The sequence below is a fragment of the Montanilutibacter psychrotolerans genome, from assembly GCF_003719825.1.
In the GTDB taxonomy this organism is placed as follows: domain Bacteria; phylum Pseudomonadota; class Gammaproteobacteria; order Xanthomonadales; family Xanthomonadaceae; genus Montanilutibacter; species Montanilutibacter psychrotolerans.
The window spans coordinates 226,447-245,826 of the sequence record NZ_RIBS01000003.1 but is presented as its reverse complement, the minus strand read 5'-3'; the positions used below and the strand labels follow the sequence as shown (position 1 = coordinate 245,826).

Sequence of the window (19,380 nt, the reverse complement as noted above, 5' to 3'; positions counted from 1 at the left end):
GCAAAAGAGGGAAAACCCGGATTTTCGTGGTTTTCTGTGGCTCAGTCGCCCGCTTAGAGGCGGCAGACACCAGGTGTAGTGATGTTCCAGGGCGAAACCGCCATCACGATCGACGAAAAGGGCCGGATGGCGGTGCCCACCGCCTACCGCGATCTGGTCGCGCGTGACTGTGGCAATCGTCTGGTGATCACCTACAACCCGTTCGAGGCCGGTTCCCTCTATCTGTATCCGCTCAAGGTCTGGGAGCGTGTGCGCGACCAGGTCAACGCGCTGCCCAAGGTCAAGAGCACCAGCCGCGTCATGCAGCTGAAGCTCGTGGGTGCGGCCGAGTTCGTCGAACCCGACGGCAATGGACGGTTCACCATCCCGGCCAGCCACCGCGGCGCGGTCGGGATTGAGCGCAAGGCCGTGCTGTTGGGCATGGGCGAGAAATTCGAGTTGTGGAGCGAGCAGGCGCATCACGAGCAGATCCGTCAGGTGATTACCGACGCGGATCTGAGCGACGAGCTGCTCGACCTGCAGCTATGACCGGCGGTGGCAGCGGGCGCGCCATCGCGCCGCCAGGCCACCTCCCGGCGTCGCACCTGCCAGTGATGTTTGCGCAGGTCCTGGACGGACTGCGGGTGATCCCGGATGGAACCTACCTGGACGGCACGTTCGGCCGAGGCGGCCATGCGCGTGGCGTGCTCTCGCAACTCGACGCCGGAGGCCGGCTGCTGCTGATGGACAAGGATCCCGAGGCGATCGCTGTGGCCGAACGTGAGTTCGGTGCGGACGCGCGCGTGGCGATCTTCCGCGGCAGCTTCGCCGACCTCGCGCATTGGGATGCGACGGCCGCGGGCCTGGACGGCATCCTGCTCGACCTGGGCGTGTCGTCGCCGCAGCTCGATGTCGCCGAGCGCGGCTTCAGCTTCGGCAAGGACGGCCCGCTGGACATGCGCATGGACCCGGATTCGGGCGAGAGCGCCGCGCAGTGGCTGGCCACGGCGTCCGAGCGGGACATCGCCGACGTGCTGTGGACCTACGGCGAGGAAAAACTCAGCCGCAAGATCGCGCGCACCATCGTCGCCCGCCGCGATGCGCAGCCGCTCACGCGCACCGCGCAACTGGCCGAGCTGATCAGCTCGGTGATGCCGCGCGGAAAGGACAAGATCCATCCCGCAACGCGCAGCTTCCAGGCGATTCGCATCTTCATCAACCGCGAGCTGGCCGATCTCGAGGCCGGTCTCGATGCCGCATTGGAACGCCTCAAGCCGGGCGGGCGCCTGGCGGTGATCAGCTTCCATTCGCTGGAAGATCGCATCGTCAAGCAGTTCATCGCGCGCCACGCCAAGGCGCCGCCAGCCAATCGGCGCATGCCGATCGAAATCGCGTTCACGCCGACCCTGCTGGCCATCGGCGGTGCGCAGAAGGCGCATGACAGCGAGACCGCAAGCAATCCGCGTGCCCGCAGTGCCGTGCTGCGCGTGGCCGAGAAACTGGCGACGGGAGGTGCCGCGTGAGCTGGCGCCTGCTGCTGACCGTGCTAGCGCTGGCCAACGTGGTGGCGGCGCTGGTCGTCGTGCACGCGCGCCACCAGCACCGCCAGCTGTTCGTGCAGCTCAGCAAGCTCGAGAAGGCGCGCGACGACCTCAACATCGAGTTCGGTCGCCTGCAGCTGGAGCAGGCGACGTGGGCCGAAAGCAACCGCATCGACCAGGTCGCACGCGACCGGCTCGGCATGAAGTTTCCAGAAGGCGCTGAAACCGTGGTGATCCGCCCATGAACGAACGCCACCGCGATCGCCAGGGCAAGGACCGCCAAGGAAAGGATCGCGCCGCCGCCAAGGCCCCGACCGCGCCGCGCGGTCGGCCCCGTTTCAACCTGCGCAATCGGCTCGCCATCGTCGGTGGCGTGCTCGGCCTGTGCTCGGTGGCGTTGGTTGGGCGTGCGCTCGACCTGCAGGTGCTCAACAACGATTTCTACCGCCAGCAGGGCGACGCGCGCATCAAGCGTGAACTGCCGATCGCGACCTCGCGCGGCATGATCACCGACCGCAACGGCGAGCCGCTGGCGGTGTCGACGCCGGTCGAGTCGATCTGGGGCAATCCGCAGGAGCTGCTCAAGAACCCGGCGCGCCTGCCGCAGCTGGCGACCGCGCTGGGGATGCCGCTGGACGAGCTGACCCGCAAGCTGGGCCAGCGGGCCGGCAAGGAGTTCGTTTTCCTCAAGCGCCGCATCAATCCCGATGAGGCCCACCGCATCCTCGCGCTCGACATTCCGGGCGTGGCGTCGCAGCGCGAGTACCGCCGCTTCTATCCGCAGGGCGAGGCGTTGGCGCACGTGCTGGGTTTCACCAACATCGACGACCGCGGCCAGGAAGGTCTCGAACTCGCGTTCGACGAATGGCTGCGCGGCGAGGCGGGCTCCAAGCGGGTGATCCGCGACCGCCGCGGCCGCATCGTCGAAAGCGTCGACCTGATCAAGCCGGCCGCGCCTGGTCGCGATCTGGTGCTCACGATCGACCGTCGCATCCAGTACCTGACCTTCCGCGAGCTGCGCCACGCGCTCAACGAGACCGGCGCGTCCAGCGCGTCGGCGGTGGTGCTCGACGTCGCCACCGGCGAGGTGCTGGCGATGGCCAACCTGCCCACCTACAACCCCAACCAGTTCGGCAGTGGCACCCCTGACACCCACCGCAACCGCGCGGTGACGGACGTGGTCGAGCCGGGTTCGACCATGAAGCCGATCAGCGTATCGGCGGCGTTGCAGTCCGGCCGCGTCAACGCCGACACGCTGGTCGACACCACCGGTGGGCGCATGCCCAACGGCCGCTACACGATCTCCGACACGCACAACTACGGCGTGCTGACCGTGACGGGCGTGATCACCAAGAGCTCCAACGTCGGCGCGGCCAAGCTCGTGCTGCCGCTGCCCAATCGGTACTACTACGACTTCGTGCACGGCTTCGGCTACGGCGAAAGACCGGGCAGCGGCTTCCCGGGCGAATCGCCGGGCCTGCTCGCGCTGCCCGAGAAGTGGAGCGGCACCACCAAGGCCACGATGTCGTACGGCTATGGCCTGTCGGCGACGCCGCTGCAGATCGCCCGCGCCTATGCCGCGCTGGCCAACGGCGGCAAGTTGATCGCGCCGACCTTCGTGAAAGGCCAGCACAACCCGCCACGCCAGGCGATCGAGCCGGCGGTGGCGGCACAGATGATGCGCATGATGCAGACAGTTACAGAGAAAGGTGGCACGGCCCCGCAGGCCGCGATCCTGGGTTACCACGTGGCGGGAAAGACCGGCACCACGCGCAAATTCAGCGGGACCGGCGGCTACTCCAACAAGTACCTGTCGCTGTTCGCCGGCGTGGTGCCGGTGGACAACCCGCGCTTTGCGATGGTGGTGGTGATCAACGAGCCGGACCCGACCCGGCGCGGCTACTACGGTGGCCCGGTGTCGTCGCCGGTGTTTCGCAACGTCATGGACGGCGCGTTGCGCCTGATGGACGTGGCACCGGACGATATCGATACCTGGCTCGCCGCGCAGGCCGATGCCGAGGCCAGGCGCACCCGCGCCAACGGCGGCCGGCCTGCCGGGCCGGTGCTGCCCAACGCTGCCGCTGGCGCGACAGCAACCGCGGCGCGGTTGCCGATGGCGTTGCCTGCCCCGGTGCAGGGAGGCGCGCTGTGAGCCGCGCCATGCCGCTGGCCAAGCTGCTGCCCGATGTCGCGGGCGTTCCCGCCGACCTGGTGATCGGTGGCCTGGTCATGGACAGCCGGGCGATTCGCACGGGCGACGCGTTCGTGGCGATTGCCGGTTTCGGCGCGCACGGGCTGCAGTTCGTCGACCAGGCGCATGCCGCCGGGGCCGCCGCGATCCTGTTCGAACCGCCCGCACCGGCCGAGCTGCCTGCGCCGGCGGATGCGATCGCCGTGCCGGGCCTTCGCTCGCGCCTGGGCGCGATGGCCGATGCGTTCCACGGTCGGGTCAGCGCCGACATGACGGTCGTGGGCGTCACCGGCACCAACGGAAAGACCTCGACCGTGCAGCTGCTCGCCCAGGCGTGGACGCTGCTGGGCACCACGGCGGGCACGATCGGCACGCTGGGCACCGGCCTGTACGGCGATGCACAGCCGACCGGTTTCACCACGCCGCTGGTGTTGGCGCTGCACGCACAGCTTGCCGGCCTGCACGACCAGGGCGCGCGGGCAGTGGCGATGGAGGTCAGCTCGCACGCGCTCGACCAGGGCCGTGTCGACGGCGTGCATTTCGCTGTCGCGTTGTTCACCAACCTGACGCGCGACCACCTCGATTACCACGGCGACATGGCCAGCTACGGCGCGGCCAAGGCCAAGCTGTTTGCCTGGCCGGGCCTGCAGGCGGCGGTGATCAACCTCGACGACGCCCACGGTCGCGCGCTCGCCGCCAACCTGCCGGCGACGGTACGGGCCATCGGCGTCAGCTCGCGCGAGGCCGCCTCGGCGGTGGTGCGCGCCAGCGCGGTGCACCTGGACAACGCCGGCATGGCGTTCGACCTCGTGGTCGACGGTCAGCCCCACCCGGTGCGGTCGCCGCTGCTGGGTCGCTTCAATGTCGACAACTTGCTGGCGGTTGCCGGCGCCCTGTTTGCGCTTGGCCAGTCGCCGGAGCGGATCGCCCAGACGCTGTCTCGCCTGCAGCCGATCCACGGCCGCATGAACCGCCTCGGCGGGCACGCCGGCCAGCCGCTGGTGGTCATCGACTACGCGCACTCGCCCGACGCGCTGGAACAGGCGATCACCACGCTGCGCGCGCACCAGCCCGCGCGCCTGCTGTGCGTGTTTGGTTGTGGTGGCGAGCGCGATCGCGGCAAGCGGCCGCAGATGGCGACCATCGCCGAGGTCGGCGCCGACGTGGTGATCGTCACCGACGACAACCCGCGTGGCGAAGACGGCGATGTGATCGTCGCCGACATCCTCGCCGGCTTCATCGATACGTCCAAGGTCGTCGTGCAGCGCGATCGCGCGCGCGCCATCGCCTGCGCCATCGGCCAAGCCGGTCCCGACGACATCGTGCTGGTGGCTGGCAAGGGCCACGAGGCCTACCAGGAAGTCCACGGCGTGCAGCATCCGTTCGACGACACGCAGGTGGCCCGCGGGCTGCTGGAGGCACGCGCATGAAGCCGATCCGGCTGTCCGACATCGCCCGCATGGCCAATGGCCGTCTGCGTGGCGATGACCGCGTGGTCACCGCACTGGTCACCGACACGCGCGCCCTCGGCGATGCCGGCAGCGCCCTGTTCGTCGCACTCAAGGGCGAGCGCTTCGACGGCCACGACCACGTGGCCGCGGCCGCGCAGGGCGGTGTCGCCGCCGCGCTGGTCGCGCGCGAACTCGACGTCGCGCTGCCGCAGGTCATCGTGGCCGACACCGAACGCGCACTGGCCGACATCGCCGCGATGCTGCAGCGCGAACGCACCACCCAGGTCGTGGCGATCACCGGCAGCAACGGCAAGACCAGCGTCAAGGCGCTGCTGCTGGCCATCCTCGAGCGCGAATGCGCCACGGCCGGTGGCGCGGTCTATGCCAACCCGGGCAACCGCAACAACGAGATCGGCCTGCCGCTGGCGGTGATCGACGCGCCGGACGACGCACGCTTCGCCATCTACGAGATGGGCGCTGGCAAGCCCGGCGACATCGCCTATCTGACCGCCATCGCGCGTCCGCAGGTGGCGCTGGTCAACAACATCGCGCCGGCCCATCTGGAACGCATGGGCAGCCTGCTCGGCGTGGCCGACACCAAGGCGGCGGTCTACGACGCGTTGCCGGCCGATGGCGTGGCGGTGATCAACGACGACGACGCATTCGCGCCGTACTTCGCCGAGCGCGCGCACGGCCGCCGCATCCTGCGATTCGGCCTCGACGGCAATCCCGAGATCGGTGCCAGCGCCATCGTCGCCGGCGCCGATGGATCCCGCTTCACGCTGCACACGCCGATTGGCGACGTCGCCATCGCGCTGGCCATGCCGGGTCGACACAACGTGCGCAACGCGCTCGCCGCGGCATCGCTCGCGCTGGGCCTGGGCGCGTCGCTCGACACCATCGCTGCGGGCCTGGAAGCCGCGCAACAGGTCGCCGGACGGCTGGTGGCGCACACGCTCGACAGCGGCGCGGTGCTGGTGGACGACAGCTACAACGCCAATCCCGGCTCGCTGGCGGCGGCGATCGACACGCTGGCCGAAGCCAGCCGGAGCGAGCGCGCCGAAGGCTGGCTGGTGCTGGGTGACATGCGCGAATTGGGCGAGGACGCCGAAGCCATGCACGCCGAGGCCGGTCGCCGTGCCAAGGCCGCGGGCATCGCGCGGCTGTTCGCGCTGGGCCCGCTGAGCGCCGCCGCGGCGCAGTCGTTCGGCGACGGCGCAACGCACTACGACACCCATGCCGCGCTCGCCGCCGCATTGGCGCAGGACGCTCGCGCCGGTGTGCGCGTGCTGGTGAAGGGATCGCGCGGCAGCGCGATGGATCGAATCGTGACGGCATTGCTTTCCGGTGGAACGCAGTCGCAAGGGAAGGGGAACCACCATGCTGCTTGAACTCACGCGCTGGCTCGAGCAGCTGCAGAGCCTGTTCGGACTGTTCGGCTACCTGACCTTCCGGGGCATCCTCAGTGCCTTGACGGCGCTGGCGTTGTCGCTTTGGTGGGGGCCGGCGGTGATCCGCCGCCTCGGCCAGCTCAAGGGCGGCCAGCCGATCCGCAAGGAGGGCCCCGAGAGCCACTTCTCCAAGGCCGGCACGCCGACGATGGGCGGTGCGCTGATCCTGATCACCGTGCTGGCCTCGGTGCTGCTGTGGGGCGACCTGCGCAACAAGTACGTGTGGGTGGTGCTGGCGGTGATGGCGTGCTTCGGCGCGATTGGCTGGTACGACGACTGGATCAAGATCGTCCGTCGCGATCCCAACGGCCTGAAGTCGCGCTGGAAGTACCTGCTGCAGTCCGTGTTCGGTCTCGGCGCCGGCCTGTACCTGTACTACACCGCCGATCCGAACGTCGTCGCCACCACCACGTTCTACGTGCCGCTGTTCAAGGCCGTCGCCTTGCCGCTGGCTGGCGTGAGCTTCGTGGCCATCGCGTACTTCTGGATCGTCGGCTTCTCCAACGCGGTCAACCTTACCGACGGCCTGGACGGCCTGGCGATCATGCCCACCGTCCTGGTCGCCTGCGCGCTGGGCGTCTTTGCCTACCTCGCGGGCCACGCCCAGTTCTCGGAGTACCTGCAGATCCCGCGCGTGCCCGGTGCGGGCGAGCTGGTGATCATCTGCGCGGCGATCGCCGGTGCGGGCCTGGGCTTCCTGTGGTTCAACACCTACCCGGCGATGGTGTTCATGGGCGACATCGGTGCGCTCGCGCTCGGCGCGGTGCTCGGTGCGATTGCCGTGATCGTGCGCCAGGAGCTGGTGCTGGTGATCATGGGCGGCCTGTTCGTGATCGAGACGCTGTCGGTGATGATCCAGGTCGCGTCGTTCAAGCTCACCGGCAAGCGCGTGTTCCGAATGGCGCCGATCCACCACCACTTCGAGCTCAAGGGCTGGCCCGAGCCGCGCGTGATCGTGCGCTTCTGGATCATCTCGGTGATCCTCGTGCTGGTCGGCCTGGCGACGTTGAAGGTGCGCTGATGGCCGAAAGCGCGCGCCAGGCCACACGACTGGATGCCATCGGGGGGCACTTCGACCCGTGGCTGATCGCGGTCGCGTGTGCGTTGGCGTGCGTGGGCGTGGTGATGGTCGGCTCGAGCTCGATCGCGCAGAACTCCGACGAGTTCTATTACCTCACCCGCCACTTCGTGTTCCTGGGCGGCGGCGCCGTGCTGGCGTTGTGGCTGATGCGCACCGAGCTCAAGCTGGTCGAGCAGTACAGCCAATGGCTGCTGCTGGGGTGCTTCGTGCTGTTGCTGCTGGTGTTCGTGCCGGGGCTGGGACGCAGCGTCAAGGGCGCGCACCGCTGGATCAACCTGGGCGTGTCCAGCTTCCAGGCGGTCGAGGCGGTCAAGCTGCTCTACATCATCTGGCTGGCGAGCTACCTCAAGCGTTACAGCGAGGAAGTCAGCGCCACGTGGCCGGCGATGCTCAAGCCGCTTGGCGTGGCGATCATGCTGGTCGGCCTGCTGTTGCTGCAGCCGGACTTCGGCTCGTCCTCCCTGCTGCTGGCGATCACCGCCGGCATGCTGGTTCTGGGCGGGGTCAACATGCCGCGCATGTTTGGTCCGGTGGTGGTGTTGCTGCCGGTGCTGGCGGTGATCGCCATCGCCGAGCCGTACCGTATGCGTCGCATCACCTCGTTCATGGACCCGTGGAAGGACCAGCTCGATTCCGGCTACCAGCTCACCAACTCGCTGATGGCGGTTGGTCGCGGCGAGTGGTTCGGCGTCGGCCTGGGCGCATCGGTGCAGAAGCTCAACTACCTGCCCGAGGCGCACACGGATTTCATCCTGGCCGTCATTGCCGAAGAGCTCGGCTTCGTCGGTGTGTGCGTGGTCATCGCGCTTTTCAGCGCCTTGGTGGCGCGCGCGCTGTGGATCGGCCTGAAGTGCGTCGAGATGCGCCGTCATTTCGCGGGCTACTGCGCATTCGGTATCGCGCTGTGGATCGGCATGCAGAGCTTCGTGTCGATCGGCGTGAACCTTGGCTTGCTGCCGACCAAGGGCCTCACGCTTCCGTTGATCTCGGCTGGCGGTTCGAGCGTGCTGATGACCTGCGCGGCGCTCGGCCTGCTGCTGCGGGTGTCGTACGAGCTCGACCGTGCACAGCGCCAGGTGGCGCGTGCTCGCGGCGAGCCGGGGCCGGCCACGGTCGCCGACGACGCCAGCAAGTCACCGCAGCGCCAAGCACCGCGCGCCCCCGCCGGCGTGCCCCTGGCCGGCACACCCGCGCCGGGCACCCCACCAGTGGCAGCGCACGCCGTCGATCCGATGCGCGGCACCAGCCGTCTGCGGCAGCGCGTCGAACCCACCTTCGGAGCGCGCGCATGAGCACGTCGAACGCTCCCGTCGCCACCTTCGGCCGCCCCGTCATGATCCTGGCCGGCGGCACGGGCGGGCACATCTTTCCGGGGCTCGCGGTTGCGCGCGCGCTTCGCGAACGTGGCATCCCGGTGACCTGGCTCGGCAGCGAGGGCGGCATGGAAACGCGCCTGGTGCCGGGTCACGACGTGCCCATCGACACCATCGCGGTGCGTGGTGTCCGCGGCAAGGGGATCGCCGCACTGCTGGGCATGCCGCTGCGCATGATCGGCGCGGTGAACGCCGCGCGGCGCGTGTTGCGCGAACGCAATCCCCGCGCGGTGGTCAGCTTCGGCGGTTTCGCCGCGGGACCCGGTGGCCTGGCCGCGCGCCTGGCCGGCGTGCCGCTGATCGTGCACGAACAAAACCGTGCCCCGGGCATGACCAATCGCGTGCTGTCGCGGTTCGCGCGCCGCGTGTTGACCGGCTTCCCGGATACGTTTGCCGGGATCGCCGAGGAGGTTGTCGGCAACCCGGTGCGCAGCGAGATCGCCGCCATCGCGTCGCCCGCCCAGCGTTTCGCTGGCCGCGAAGGGCCGCTGCGCCTGCTGGTGCTCGGCGGAAGCCAGGGCGCACGCGCGCTCAACGCCGCGGTGCCGAAGGCTGTCGCCGCGCTGCGCGGCACGCTGGCCTGCGAGGTGCGCCATCAGTGCGGCGAGAAGCTGCACGAGGACGCCGTGCGCGCCTACGCCGATGCCGGCGTCACGGCGTCGATCGAACCCTTCATCGCCGACATGGGGGCGGCCTATGCATGGGCCGACCTCGTCGTATGCCGCGCCGGCGCACTGACGCTGGCCGAGCTGTGTGCGGTCGGCGTCGGCGCGGTGCTGGTGCCGTTCCCGCAGGCCGTGGACGACCACCAGACCAAGAACGCCCTCTACCTCGTCGACCGCGGCGCGGCGCAGCTGCTGCCGCAAGGCGATGACCTTGCCCAGCATCTCGGCGCGACCATCGAGATCCTCGGTCATCGCACCGACCTGCTGCGCATGGCCAACGCCGCGCGCGCCCTGGCGCTCCCCGACGCAGCCGATCGCGTCGCCACCATTGTCATTGAACAGTTCCAACCGGAGCGTCCCGCATGAGTGTCACCCAGCGCCGCCGTCTGCTGCATGCGGCCGATCCTGCCAACGCCGGCGCCACCGGCAGCGCCGTGCGCGTGCACTTCGTCGGCGTCGGCGGCACCGGCATGAGCGGCATTGCCGAAGTCATGTGCACGCTGGGCTACCAGGTGTCGGGTTCGGACATGGCCGACAACGCCGTCACCCGTCGCCTGGCCGCGCTCGGCATCGCCGTGCATCGCGGCCACGCCGCGGCCAACGTGCTGGGCGCCGACTGCGTGGTGGTGTCTAGCGCGATCAAGGCCGACAACCCGGAACTGATGGAAGCGCGCTCGCAGCGCATTCCGGTGGTGCCGCGTGCGGAAATGCTCGCCGAACTGATGCGCTTCAAGCGCGGCATCGCCGTGGCCGGCACGCACGGCAAGACCACCACCACCTCGTTGACGGCGAGCGTGCTGGGCGAAGCCGGCATCGACCCGACGTTCGTGATCGGCGGACAACTGCTGGCCGCCGGCGCCAATGCACGCCTGGGCACCGGCGAATGGCTGGTGGCCGAAGCCGACGAGAGCGATGGCAGCTTCCTGCGGCTTGGCCCGCAGATCGCGGTGGTCACCAACATCGACGCCGATCACCTCGAAAACTACGGTGGCGATTTCGCCAAGGTGCTCGCGGCGTTCGACGAGTTCCTGCACCGGTTGCCCTTCTATGGCCTGGCGGTGCTGTGCATCGACGATGCCGAAGTTGCCGAACTGGCAGCGCGTTCGGCACGCCACGTGTTGACCTACGGCTTCCACGAGGACGCCGACGTGCGCGCCGAGGACGTCGTCCAGGACGGCGGCCGCATGCACTTCTCCCTGTGCCTGCCCGATGGGACGCGCACGCCGATCACACTGGCGTTGCCGGGTCGGCACAACGTGCAGAACGCGTTGGCCGCGGCCGCGGTGGGCTGGCAGCTTGAGGTCGCCCCCGAGGCAATCGCACGCGCGCTCGAGAAGTTCGCCGGCATCGGCCGCCGCTTCAACCTGCTGGCCGAGCTGACCACCGCCAAGGGCGCGACCGTGCAACTGGTCGACGACTACGGTCACCACCCCAAGGAGCTGGCGGCGGTGTTCGCCGCGGCACGCGGCGGCTGGCCCGACCGGCGGCTGGTGGTGGCGTTCCAGCCGCACCGTTACAGCCGCACGCGCGATCTGTTCGACGACTTCGCCGGCGTGCTCTCGGGCGTGGACGCACTGGTGCTGACCGAGGTCTACCCCGCCGGCGAGGCGCCGATCGCCGGCGCCGACGCAAAAGCACTGGCGCGCGCCATCCGCGCGCGCGGGCGCATCGATCCGGTCGTGGTTGGCGGCGCCGTCGACCTGGCCTCGGTGCTGCCGGACGTGCTCCAGGACGGTGATCTGCTTTTGATGATGGGCGCCGGCGACATCGGCCACGCCGCGCAGCAGATCGCCAGCAGTGGATTTGAAGGAGAAGGCAAGTGAGTGTGCAGATCTCGCCCCAGCGCGTGACCGACCCGAACGTGTTCGGCCGCGTCGCGGTGCTCATGGGCGGTACCAGTTCCGAACGCGAGGTGTCGCTGGACTCCGGTCGCAACGTGCTCGAGGCGCTGCTCGCGCGCGGCGTCGAGGCGTTCGCGGTCGATGGCATCCCGGCGCTCGTCGATGCAATCGGTGCAGGCCGCGTCGACCGCGTCTTCAACATCCTGCACGGCAACAAGGGCGGCGGCGAAGACGGCGTGCTGCAGGGGCTGCTGGAAGCGCTGCGCGTGCCGTACACCGGCTCGGGCGTGCTCGGTTCGGCGTTGGCGATGGACAAGATCCGCACCAAGCAGGTGTGGCTCAGCCTGGGCCTGCCGACGCCGCGTTACGTGCGTCTGGCCAAGGGCGACGACGTGCATGCCGCCGCGCGCGAGCTTGGCCTGCCGGTGATCATCAAGCCGTCGTGCGAAGGTTCGAGCGTGGGCGTGTCGCGTGTGCACGACGACGCCGGCCTCGACGAGGCGGTCGCGCTGGCTGCGCGCTATCCGGGCGAGATGCTGATGGAGCAGCTGGTGGTCGGCGACGAGCTGACCGTCGGCGTGCTCGACCTGGGCGATGGCTACCGCGCGTTGCCGTCGATCCGCATCGTGCCCAAGGGCGAGTGGTACGACTACAACGCCAAGTACGTTGCCGAGGACACGCAGTACCTGTGCCCTGGCCTCGATGGCAGTGACGAATCCGAGATCGGCCGCATCGCGCTGGCGGCGTTCATTGCCGCCGGTTGCACGGGGTGGGGACGCGTGGACGTGATGCGCGATCGCGCGTCGGGTCAGTTCCATCTGCTCGAGGTCAACACCGCGCCGGGCATGACCAGCCACTCGCTGGTGCCCAAGGCCGCGCGCGAAGTCGGCATCGGCTTCGAGGAGCTGTGCTGGCGCGTGCTGGAATCGAGCCTGGCGGACGCCGGAGGTGAATTGGCGTGAACGCCCTGCTGCGCCTCGTCGGTTGGCTGCTCGCGTTGACCCTGGTCACGCTGCCGGTCGTGGCCGTGCTCAACGGCTGGATCGGCGCCGGACAGTGGCCTTTGACGCGCTTGCGTGCGATCGGCGAGTTCGAGCGCGTCGACGGTGCGACGCTGCGCAAGGCGCTGCTGCCGCACGCGCAGCGCGGCTTCTTCGCCGTTCGTCTGGACGATGCGCAGGCCGCCGTGGCGGCGTTGCCGTGGGTCGAACACGCCGAGGTGCGCAAGCGCTGGCCCGACGTGCTGGAAGTGCGCGTGATCGAGCACCGACCGTTCGCGCGCTGGGGCCAGAACCTGCTGCTGTCCCAGCATGGCCGGCTGTTCCCGGCCAAGGGCATCGAGGTGCCCGCCGGCCTGCCGCAACTGGCCGGGCCGGTGTCGCGCGTCGATGCGGTGGTGCGGCAGTACAACGAGTCGAAGGCGCTGTTCGCGCCGCTCGGCATCCACGTGTACGCAATCGAGCTCGACCCGCGCGGCAGCTGGACGCTGCAGCTGGGCAACCCGTCCGGCGGCGCGGTCGCCGCGACGCAGGTCGTGGTCGGGCGCAGCGAAGCCAACGCACGGCTCGCGCGGTTCGCGCGCCTGCTGCCGCAGCTGATGGCCCAGCCCGCACAGGCGCTCGCCCGCGCCGACCTCCGCTACACCAACGGATTTTCGCTGACCTGGGTTCCCGCCAAGGCAGCAACGAAGCACACGCAGGAAACCTCATGAATCGCAAGGGTGACAAATCGCTGATCGTCGGTCTCGACATCGGCACCTCGAAGGTGGTCGCGCTGGTCGGCGAGTACACGCCCGACAACGGCCGTCCCGGCAATCCGATCGAGGTGATCGGCATCGGTTCGCACGAATCGCGCGGCCTGCGCCGCGGCGTCGTGGTCGACATCGAGTCGACCGTGCAGTCGATCCAGCGCGCGATCGAGGAAGCCGAGCTGATGGCCGGTTGCGAGATCCGCTCGGTGTACGCGTCGATTTCCGGCAGCCACGTGCAGTGCCGCAACTCGCAGGGCATCGCGCCGATCCGCGATGGCGAGGTCAGCTTTGCCGACCTCGATCGCGTGCTCGAAGCGGCCAAGGCCGTCGCGATCCCGGCTGACCAGCGGATCCTGCACGCCATTCCGCGCGACTACGTGCTCGACGACACCCAGGAAGGCATCCGCAACCCGGTGGGCATGACCGGCGTTCGCCTGGAGGTGCACGCGCACCTGGTGGTGTGCGCGCAGTCGGCGGCGGCCAACGTCAGCCGTTGCGTGGAGCGATGCGGCCTGCAGGTGGACGACCTGATCCTGGGCGTGCTCGCGTCCAGCCACGCCGTGCTGACCAGCGACGAGCGCGAGCTCGGTGTGGTGCTGGTCGACATCGGCGCCGGCACCACCGACATCTCCGTGTTCGTGCAGGGCGCGATCGCGCACAGCGCCAGCCTGCCGATCGCCGGTGACAAGGTCACCGAAGACATCGCGCACATGCTGCGCACGCCGACGCCGGAGGCCGAGCAGATCAAGGTCCGTTACGCGTGCGCGTTGTCGCAGATGGCCACGGCCGAGGAAAGCATCCAGGTGCCCAGCGTCGGCGATCGCCCGCCGCGCCGCATGCCGCGCGCGTCGCTCGCGCAGGCCGTGCAGGCGCGTTACGAGGAAATCTTCGAGATGGTGCAGGCCGAGTTGCGCCGCAGCGGCTTCGAGCAGCACGTGCGTGCCGGCATGGTGCTGACCGGCGGCGCGGCAAAGATGGAAGGCGTGGTCGAGCTGGCCGAGGAAATGCTGCAGATGCCAGTGCGCGTCGGCATTCCGCAGCACGTTACCGGGCTGGGCGAGGTGGTCGGCAACCCGGTGCACGCCACCGGCGTGGGCCTTCTGCTGATGGGCAGCCAGATCGAAAACCCGCGCCGACCGGCGATCTCCGCCGGGCGCGCGGGCAGCTTCCTCAACAAATTGAAGAACTGGTATCGCGGCGAATTCTGAAGGATCGCGGAGTGACTGGCGGGAACCGAAGGGTGGCAAGGCAGCGTGGCAATCAGGGCGCTGCCCGACGGTTCCGGCATTGAGGACACGACCGAAGCGAAGGCGCTCCGGCCAATGGCAGGCGGCGACAGGCAGCAGGGCAGCACGGCAACACATACATAACTAGACAAACGAGGACGAGGACATGGCGCATTTCGAACTGGTTGAAAACATGGCCCCCAACGCGATCATCAAGGTCGTGGGCGTCGGCGGCGGCGGCGGCAACGCGGTCGCGCACATGGTCAGCGGCAACGTCGACGGGGTGGAATTCATCACAGCCAACACCGACTCGCAGGCGATCAAGAACTGCGGCGCCAAGCTGCAGCTGCAGCTGGGCAGCAACGTCACCAAGGGCCTGGGCGCCGGCGCCAACCCGGAGGTCGGTCGCCAGGCAGCGCTGGAAGACCGCGAGCGCATCATGGATGCGCTGTCCGGCGCGGACATGGTGTTCATCACCGCCGGCATGGGTGGCGGTACCGGTACCGGCGCCGCGCCGGTGGTCGCCCAGCTGGCCAAGGAGATGGGCATCCTGACAGTCGCCGTGGTCACCAAGCCGTTCCCGTTCGAGGGGCGCCGCCGCATGCAGGTCGCACTCAAGGGCATCGAAGAGCTGGCGCATCACTGCGACTCGCTGATCACGATCCCCAACGAGAAGCTGATCACCGTGCTCGGCCGCAACGCCACCATGATCCAGGCGTTCCGCGCTGCCAACGACGTGCTGCTCGGCGCCGTGCAGGGCATCGCCGACCTGATCGTCCGCCCGGGCCTGATCAACGTCGACTTCGCCGACGTGCGCACCGTGATGAGCGAGATGGGCCTGGCGATGATGGGCACCGGCTCGGCACGCGGCGACGACCGCGCGCAGGCCGCTGCCGAATCGGCGATCCAGAACCCGCTGCTCGACGACGTCAACCTGTCGGGTGCCAACGGCATCCTGGTCAACATCACCGCCGGTCCGGACTTCACGATGGCCGAGTTCGACGAGGTGGGCCGCACCATCGAGGCATTCGCCTCGGAGGACGCCACGGTCGTCATCGGCACCGTGCTCGACCCGGACATGCAGGACGAGGTCAAGGTGACCGTGGTCGCCACCGGCCTCAACCGCGCGGTGGTGCGCGAGACCGGTCGCCGTCCGCAGATCGCGGTGGTGGCCAACCCGGCCAGGCTCAACGGCACCACTGGCCTGCCCATCGACGGCGTGGGCGACGGCTTCGCGCCGGCGATCCCCAGCTTCGGTGGTAGCCTGCGTGGCGGCACCCGCGGCAACGACAGCGCCTCGTCGACGCCGCTGGCGGCCGATTTCGGCTCCAGCGACAGCTACCTGGACATCCCGGCGTTCCTGCGCCGTCAGGCCGACTGATCCAACGTTCCTCCGGCTGGCAGGATGCCGGCCGTGGAATCGCGGCGGCGAGCGAAGGCTCGCCATGCGCCCCGTGATTCCGCCCCTTTGGTCCCGGGCCTCCGTGCCCGGGGCATTTTGGCCGGTCGGCCACGCCGACCGGCCGGTTTCCGTGCCAGCCCGTCCCGCCAGCAGCGGGGGCGTTTTCCGTTAAGGTTCAGCCGGTCGCGTGCTAACCTTGCCACCCCCCGAGGTCGGGCCCAGGCTCCCCGCCGGTCGCGAGCCGAATTCCGATCGAATGCCCGATCCCACGACCAGCCGAGGTCGCCCCCTCCCGATGCTGCGCCAACGCACCCTCAAGAACGTGATCCGCGCCACCGGCGTGGGCCTGCACAGTGGCGAGAAGGTCTTCCTCACGCTGCGCCCGGCCCCGGTCGATGCCGGCATCGTGTTCCGGCGTGTGGACCTGGACCCGGTGGTCGAGATCCCGGCGCGCGCCGAACTGGTGACCGAAACGGTGCTGTGCACTGGCCTGAGCCGCGATGCCGGCAAGGTCATGACCGTCGAGCACCTGCTGTCGGCATTGGCCGGCCTGGGCATCGACAACTGCTTCATCGACCTCTCCGCGCCCGAAGTGCCGATCATGGATGGCTCGGCGGGCCCGTTCGTGTTCCTGCTGCAGTCCGCCGGCGTTGCCGAGCAGGACGCGGCCAAGCGCTTCATCCGCATCCGAAAGCCCGTCGAAGTCCGCGACGGCGACAAGATCGCCCGGTTCGAACCGCACGACGGCTTCCGGATCGGCTTTACCGTCGAATTCGATCACCCCGCCATCCCGGCATCGCAATCGCGGGCCGAGGTCGAATTCTCCACGGCTTCCTACGTCAAGGAAGTCAGCCGCGCGCGCACCTTCGGTTTCATGCGTGACCTGGAATACATGCGCGAGCGCAACCTGGGCCTCGGCGGCTCGATGGACAATGCGATCGTGCTCGATGAGTTCCGGGTGCTGAACGACGACGGCTTGCGTTACGCCGACGAGTTCGTCCGTCACAAGATCCTCGATGCAGTGGGCGACCTCTACCTGGCCGGCCACCCGATCATCGGCGCCTACGAAGGCTTCAAGTCCGGCCACGCATTGAACAACAAGCTGGTGCGCGCCCTGCTGGCCGAACGCTCGGCCTGGGACGAGGTCACGTTCAGCGACCAGGACGCGGTCCCGGCGGGCTACGGCATCCCGGCCCCGATCTGAACCATCCCCGGCCCCGCACGGGCCGCGCTACTCCGGCAGGGCGCAGTCCTTCGCCTGCCTCCACTGGGCCGATGTCCGGACCAGACGCCCCGACCAGGCGCCCCGGCTCGCAGCCAGGTCCGCCAGCCTCCTTGCTTGGTTCATGCCGCTCCCGCGTGGTGGCGATCTCAGGCGGTCGGTACGCGGCTGGGCGAACGCTCATCCCGCCGGATGCGTGTGCGCACTCGGGCGCGGAACCGCACTTTGAGCGATTCGTCCGATCACACGGTCTGGGCTGGGAACTGGTGCCGGATCGACGGCGGATTTCCCGCGTCATGGGGTGGGCATAACGCCGATTGCGGCGTACCGAACGCCCATCGAACGAGTGGGAAAAACGCGCTTGGGCGCGCGTGCGCGGGCGCTCGAATGATCTGTGCGCCTCGTCACGGAGGTGAATGCACTGTGATTCGTTAACGAAAATTTAACGAATAATTTCTTAAATGTTACCGACCCTTTAACAAATCAGCGGGTTGGCGCCATTAGGATTGCCCGTCCCCGATCATCCGGAGGCCGTGGCTAGAACGTGCCACGCCCGCCGAAACGGTCATTTGCCATCGCCGGGCTCCTTGGGTACAGGGGGTTTCAACGATGCCAAGGCGGCCTGCAATGCTTGCTTTGCAGACGCTGACAAGGGGATGGCTTTCCGGTTCGGCTGCGGTTGTGGCTGCGCCGGGGAGACAGTGGTCTTGACCACGATCTCCGCCGCAGCAAGCCCGATGGATTGGGCCACGTTGAGCAGTTCCGGAGCCGCAAGCCGAAGTTTGGCGCGCCACACCGGAGCATCGACGACAAATACGAGCCTGCCGCGCTCGAAGTTTGCCAGCCGCGTGTGTGCGGCTAGTGAGGGGGGCAGGAAGGGGCGTAACCGACGGTCCAGCCCGTCGAGCCAAAAGGCTCGCCGGATCGGGTCGCCAGCGGGTTCCGCGAGCAGCGCATCGAGCGCTTCTCGCGGTGACGAGGGGCGGCGCGGGGTGGATCGGGAATCAGACATCGGAAAAATGACCTTCAAGATCAATACGAACAATCCGCGCGTGGCCCGATTGCGTATCGGCACCCCGCAGTCACGGACTGACATCATGCGCCAGATGGTGGCGCAGTTTGGGGCCAACCGCCCCGGCCTCGCCGTCGCCCTGCTGCTGGGTGTGGGCATGGTGGTCGGCGTTGGCGGCGGCCTGGCGATGACCGCCGGCCTGCGTGCCCAGGTTTCCAACCAGCAGGCGCAGATGGAATCCACGCGCCGCGATGCGCAGCGCGAGATCAACGCGCTTGCCGCGCGCCTGGGCGAGCTGCAGGCCGAGGCCAACCGTCTCAACGCGCTGGGCGTGCGGCTGACCCGCATCGGCCAGCTGCAGGATGGCGAGTTCAATTTCGACAAGCCGGTCGGCGTCGGTGGTGCTGGCCCGGTGCAGGACATGCCCAAGGCCGAGCTTGATGCCGGTCTGAGCAAGCTGAAGCGTCAGTTCGCCGCGTCCGGCGAGCAGTTGTCCGTGCTCGAGTCGCTGTTGTTCAACCGCCAGCTCGACATGAATTCCGTGCCGTCGCGCGAGCCGATCGCCAACAGCTACATCACGTCCGGCTTCGGCGGTCGCGCCGACCCGTTCAACGGCGGCCGTGCCAACCACAAGGGCATCGACTTCGAGGCAGACGTCGGCGATCCGGTGCTGGCGGTGGCGGACGGCGTCGTCAGCTACTCGGGCGTGCGCTCGGGCTACGGCAATGTGGTCGAGGTTGATCACGGCAATGGCTACGTCACCCGCTATGCGCACAACTCGCGCCTGACCCGTACGGTCGGCCAGCTGGTGCGTGCCGGCCAGGAGATCGCCAAGGCCGGATCGACGGGCCGCTCGACGGGTGCCCACGTGCATTTCGAAGTGTGGGAGAACGGCCGCGTGGTCGACCCGCGCAATTTCCTCGCGCAGGAATCGCCGCTCAAGCTGAAGGGCTGAGTCGCGGTGCGCGGCCGGGTCCCCCGGTCGTTCCAGCAGTAGCCAGGACGGGTCGCCACGGAAGTGGCGGCCCGTTTCCATATCCGGCGGGCGTCCATCACGAACACCGCCTCCGCTTGCGCCGCAAACCCGGCGCAATCGCGGTCGGCACGCGTCCGTAGCGGCCGCGGGCGCGTGATCGCATGCCCGAAACTGCGCCACCAACGGCGCCGGGCCCTTGATACGCGCTGGAGGGCTCCC

At 68.8% G+C, this 19,380-nt stretch carries 17 protein-coding genes; 16 read left to right on the top strand and 1 reads right to left on the bottom strand.

Annotated features, from left to right (window positions below; translation table 11 throughout):
- Nucleotides 1-81 precede the first annotated feature (81 nt).
- From mraZ to lpxC, 15 genes are all read left to right on the top strand, one after another.
- On the top strand, nt 82-528 hold the full coding sequence (gene mraZ, locus EER27_RS07855; RefSeq protein WP_123087479.1) for a division/cell wall cluster transcriptional repressor MraZ: 447 nt from the start codon (nt 82-84) through the stop codon (nt 526-528).
- A complete protein-coding gene (gene rsmH / locus EER27_RS07850) occupies nt 525-1,502 on the top strand; it encodes a 16S rRNA (cytosine(1402)-N(4))-methyltransferase RsmH (protein WP_123087478.1) in 978 nt (325 codons plus the stop codon). The genes mraZ and rsmH overlap by 4 nt, the downstream gene beginning before the upstream one ends.
- The gene (gene ftsL / locus EER27_RS07845) at nt 1,499-1,765 is read left to right on the top strand and encodes a cell division protein FtsL (protein WP_223807225.1); all 267 of its coding nucleotides are present in this window, start codon (nt 1,499-1,501) and stop codon (nt 1,763-1,765) included. Before rsmH ends, ftsL begins: the two co-directional genes overlap by 4 nt.
- On the top strand, nt 1,762-3,672 hold the full coding sequence (locus EER27_RS07840; RefSeq protein WP_123087477.1) for a peptidoglycan D,D-transpeptidase FtsI family protein: 1,911 nt from the start codon (nt 1,762-1,764) through the stop codon (nt 3,670-3,672). The genes ftsL and EER27_RS07840 overlap by 4 nt, the downstream gene beginning before the upstream one ends.
- Nucleotides 3,669-5,141, top strand: coding sequence for a UDP-N-acetylmuramoyl-L-alanyl-D-glutamate--2,6-diaminopimelate ligase (locus EER27_RS07835; protein ID WP_123087476.1), 1,473 nt, complete (start codon nt 3,669-3,671; stop codon nt 5,139-5,141). The genes EER27_RS07840 and EER27_RS07835 overlap by 4 nt, the downstream gene beginning before the upstream one ends.
- Complete coding sequence (locus tag EER27_RS07830) at nt 5,138-6,553, top strand: UDP-N-acetylmuramoyl-tripeptide--D-alanyl-D-alanine ligase (protein WP_123087475.1); 1,416 nt, start codon at nt 5,138-5,140, stop codon at nt 6,551-6,553. The genes EER27_RS07835 and EER27_RS07830 overlap by 4 nt, the downstream gene beginning before the upstream one ends.
- The gene (gene mraY, locus EER27_RS07825) at nt 6,543-7,634 is read left to right on the top strand and encodes a phospho-N-acetylmuramoyl-pentapeptide-transferase (RefSeq protein WP_123087474.1); all 1,092 of its coding nucleotides are present in this window, start codon (nt 6,543-6,545) and stop codon (nt 7,632-7,634) included. The genes EER27_RS07830 and mraY overlap by 11 nt, the downstream gene beginning before the upstream one ends.
- Complete coding sequence (gene ftsW / locus EER27_RS07820) at nt 7,634-8,986, top strand: putative lipid II flippase FtsW (protein ID WP_123087473.1); 1,353 nt, start codon at nt 7,634-7,636, stop codon at nt 8,984-8,986. Before mraY ends, ftsW begins: the two co-directional genes overlap by 1 nt.
- Nucleotides 8,983-10,098 carry an undecaprenyldiphospho-muramoylpentapeptide beta-N-acetylglucosaminyltransferase gene (murG, locus tag EER27_RS07815; RefSeq protein ID WP_123087472.1) on the top strand — a complete coding sequence of 372 codons (1,116 nt, stop codon included), beginning with the start codon at nt 8,983-8,985 and terminating at the stop codon, nt 10,096-10,098. The genes ftsW and murG overlap by 4 nt, the downstream gene beginning before the upstream one ends.
- Nucleotides 10,095-11,555, top strand: a complete 1,461-nt coding sequence (gene murC / locus EER27_RS07810) for a UDP-N-acetylmuramate--L-alanine ligase (protein WP_123087471.1) — start codon at nt 10,095-10,097, stop codon at nt 11,553-11,555. Before murG ends, murC begins: the two co-directional genes overlap by 4 nt.
- Nucleotides 11,552-12,535, top strand: a complete 984-nt coding sequence (locus EER27_RS07805) for a D-alanine--D-alanine ligase (protein ID WP_123087470.1) — start codon at nt 11,552-11,554, stop codon at nt 12,533-12,535. Before murC ends, EER27_RS07805 begins: the two co-directional genes overlap by 4 nt.
- On the top strand, nt 12,532-13,284 hold the full coding sequence (locus EER27_RS07800; RefSeq protein WP_123087469.1) for a cell division protein FtsQ/DivIB: 753 nt from the start codon (nt 12,532-12,534) through the stop codon (nt 13,282-13,284). The genes EER27_RS07805 and EER27_RS07800 overlap by 4 nt, the downstream gene beginning before the upstream one ends.
- On the top strand, nt 13,281-14,531 hold the full coding sequence (gene ftsA / locus EER27_RS07795) for a cell division protein FtsA (RefSeq protein WP_123087468.1): 1,251 nt from the start codon (nt 13,281-13,283) through the stop codon (nt 14,529-14,531). The genes EER27_RS07800 and ftsA overlap by 4 nt, the downstream gene beginning before the upstream one ends.
- 184 nt (nt 14,532-14,715) lie before the next feature.
- Entirely contained in the window at nt 14,716-15,930 is a 1,215-nt protein-coding gene (gene ftsZ / locus EER27_RS07790) for a cell division protein FtsZ (protein WP_123087467.1), read from the top strand.
- 316 nt (nt 15,931-16,246) lie between these two features.
- The gene (gene lpxC / locus EER27_RS07785; RefSeq protein ID WP_123087466.1) at nt 16,247-17,155 is read left to right on the top strand and encodes a UDP-3-O-acyl-N-acetylglucosamine deacetylase; all 909 of its coding nucleotides are present in this window, start codon (nt 16,247-16,249) and stop codon (nt 17,153-17,155) included.
- Between the two features lie 583 nt (nt 17,156-17,738).
- Here the strand turns inward: lpxC and EER27_RS07780 are convergent.
- A complete protein-coding gene (locus EER27_RS07780) occupies nt 17,739-18,203 on the bottom strand; it encodes a DciA family protein (RefSeq protein WP_223807224.1) in 465 nt (154 codons plus the stop codon).
- Between EER27_RS07780 and EER27_RS07775 the strand changes: the two genes are divergently transcribed.
- Nucleotides 18,193-19,140: a peptidoglycan DD-metalloendopeptidase family protein gene (locus EER27_RS07775; protein WP_425480822.1), complete on the top strand. Its 948-nt coding sequence runs from the start codon at nt 18,193-18,195 to the stop codon at nt 19,138-19,140. The two genes, EER27_RS07780 and EER27_RS07775, sit on opposite strands and share 11 nt — an antisense overlap.
- Nucleotides 19,141-19,380: the final 240 nt, after the last annotated feature.

What these genes read in the sequence shown, in the direction of transcription:
- mraZ (WP_123087479.1), top strand. Translation starts at nt 82, where the DNA reads ATGTTCCAGGGCGAAACCGCCATCACGATCGACGAAAAGGGCCGGATG.
- EER27_RS07830 (WP_123087475.1), top strand. Translation starts at nt 5,138, where the DNA reads ATGAAGCCGATCCGGCTGTCCGACATCGCCCGCATGGCCAATGGCCGT.
- ftsZ (WP_123087467.1), top strand. Translation starts at nt 14,716, where the DNA reads ATGGCGCATTTCGAACTGGTTGAAAACATGGCCCCCAACGCGATCATC.
- murG (WP_123087472.1), top strand. Translation starts at nt 8,983, where the DNA reads ATGAGCACGTCGAACGCTCCCGTCGCCACCTTCGGCCGCCCCGTCATG.
- mraY (WP_123087474.1), top strand. Translation starts at nt 6,543, where the DNA reads ATGCTGCTTGAACTCACGCGCTGGCTCGAGCAGCTGCAGAGCCTGTTC.
- ftsA (WP_123087468.1), top strand. Translation starts at nt 13,281, where the DNA reads ATGAATCGCAAGGGTGACAAATCGCTGATCGTCGGTCTCGACATCGGC.
- EER27_RS07775 (WP_425480822.1), top strand. Translation starts at nt 18,193, where the DNA reads ATGACCTTCAAGATCAATACGAACAATCCGCGCGTGGCCCGATTGCGT.
- murC (WP_123087471.1), top strand. Translation starts at nt 10,095, where the DNA reads ATGAGTGTCACCCAGCGCCGCCGTCTGCTGCATGCGGCCGATCCTGCC.
- EER27_RS07840 (WP_123087477.1), top strand. Translation starts at nt 1,762, where the DNA reads ATGAACGAACGCCACCGCGATCGCCAGGGCAAGGACCGCCAAGGAAAG.
- lpxC (WP_123087466.1), top strand. Translation starts at nt 16,247, where the DNA reads ATGCTGCGCCAACGCACCCTCAAGAACGTGATCCGCGCCACCGGCGTG.
- rsmH (WP_123087478.1), top strand. Translation starts at nt 525, where the DNA reads ATGACCGGCGGTGGCAGCGGGCGCGCCATCGCGCCGCCAGGCCACCTC.
- ftsW (WP_123087473.1), top strand. Translation starts at nt 7,634, where the DNA reads ATGGCCGAAAGCGCGCGCCAGGCCACACGACTGGATGCCATCGGGGGG.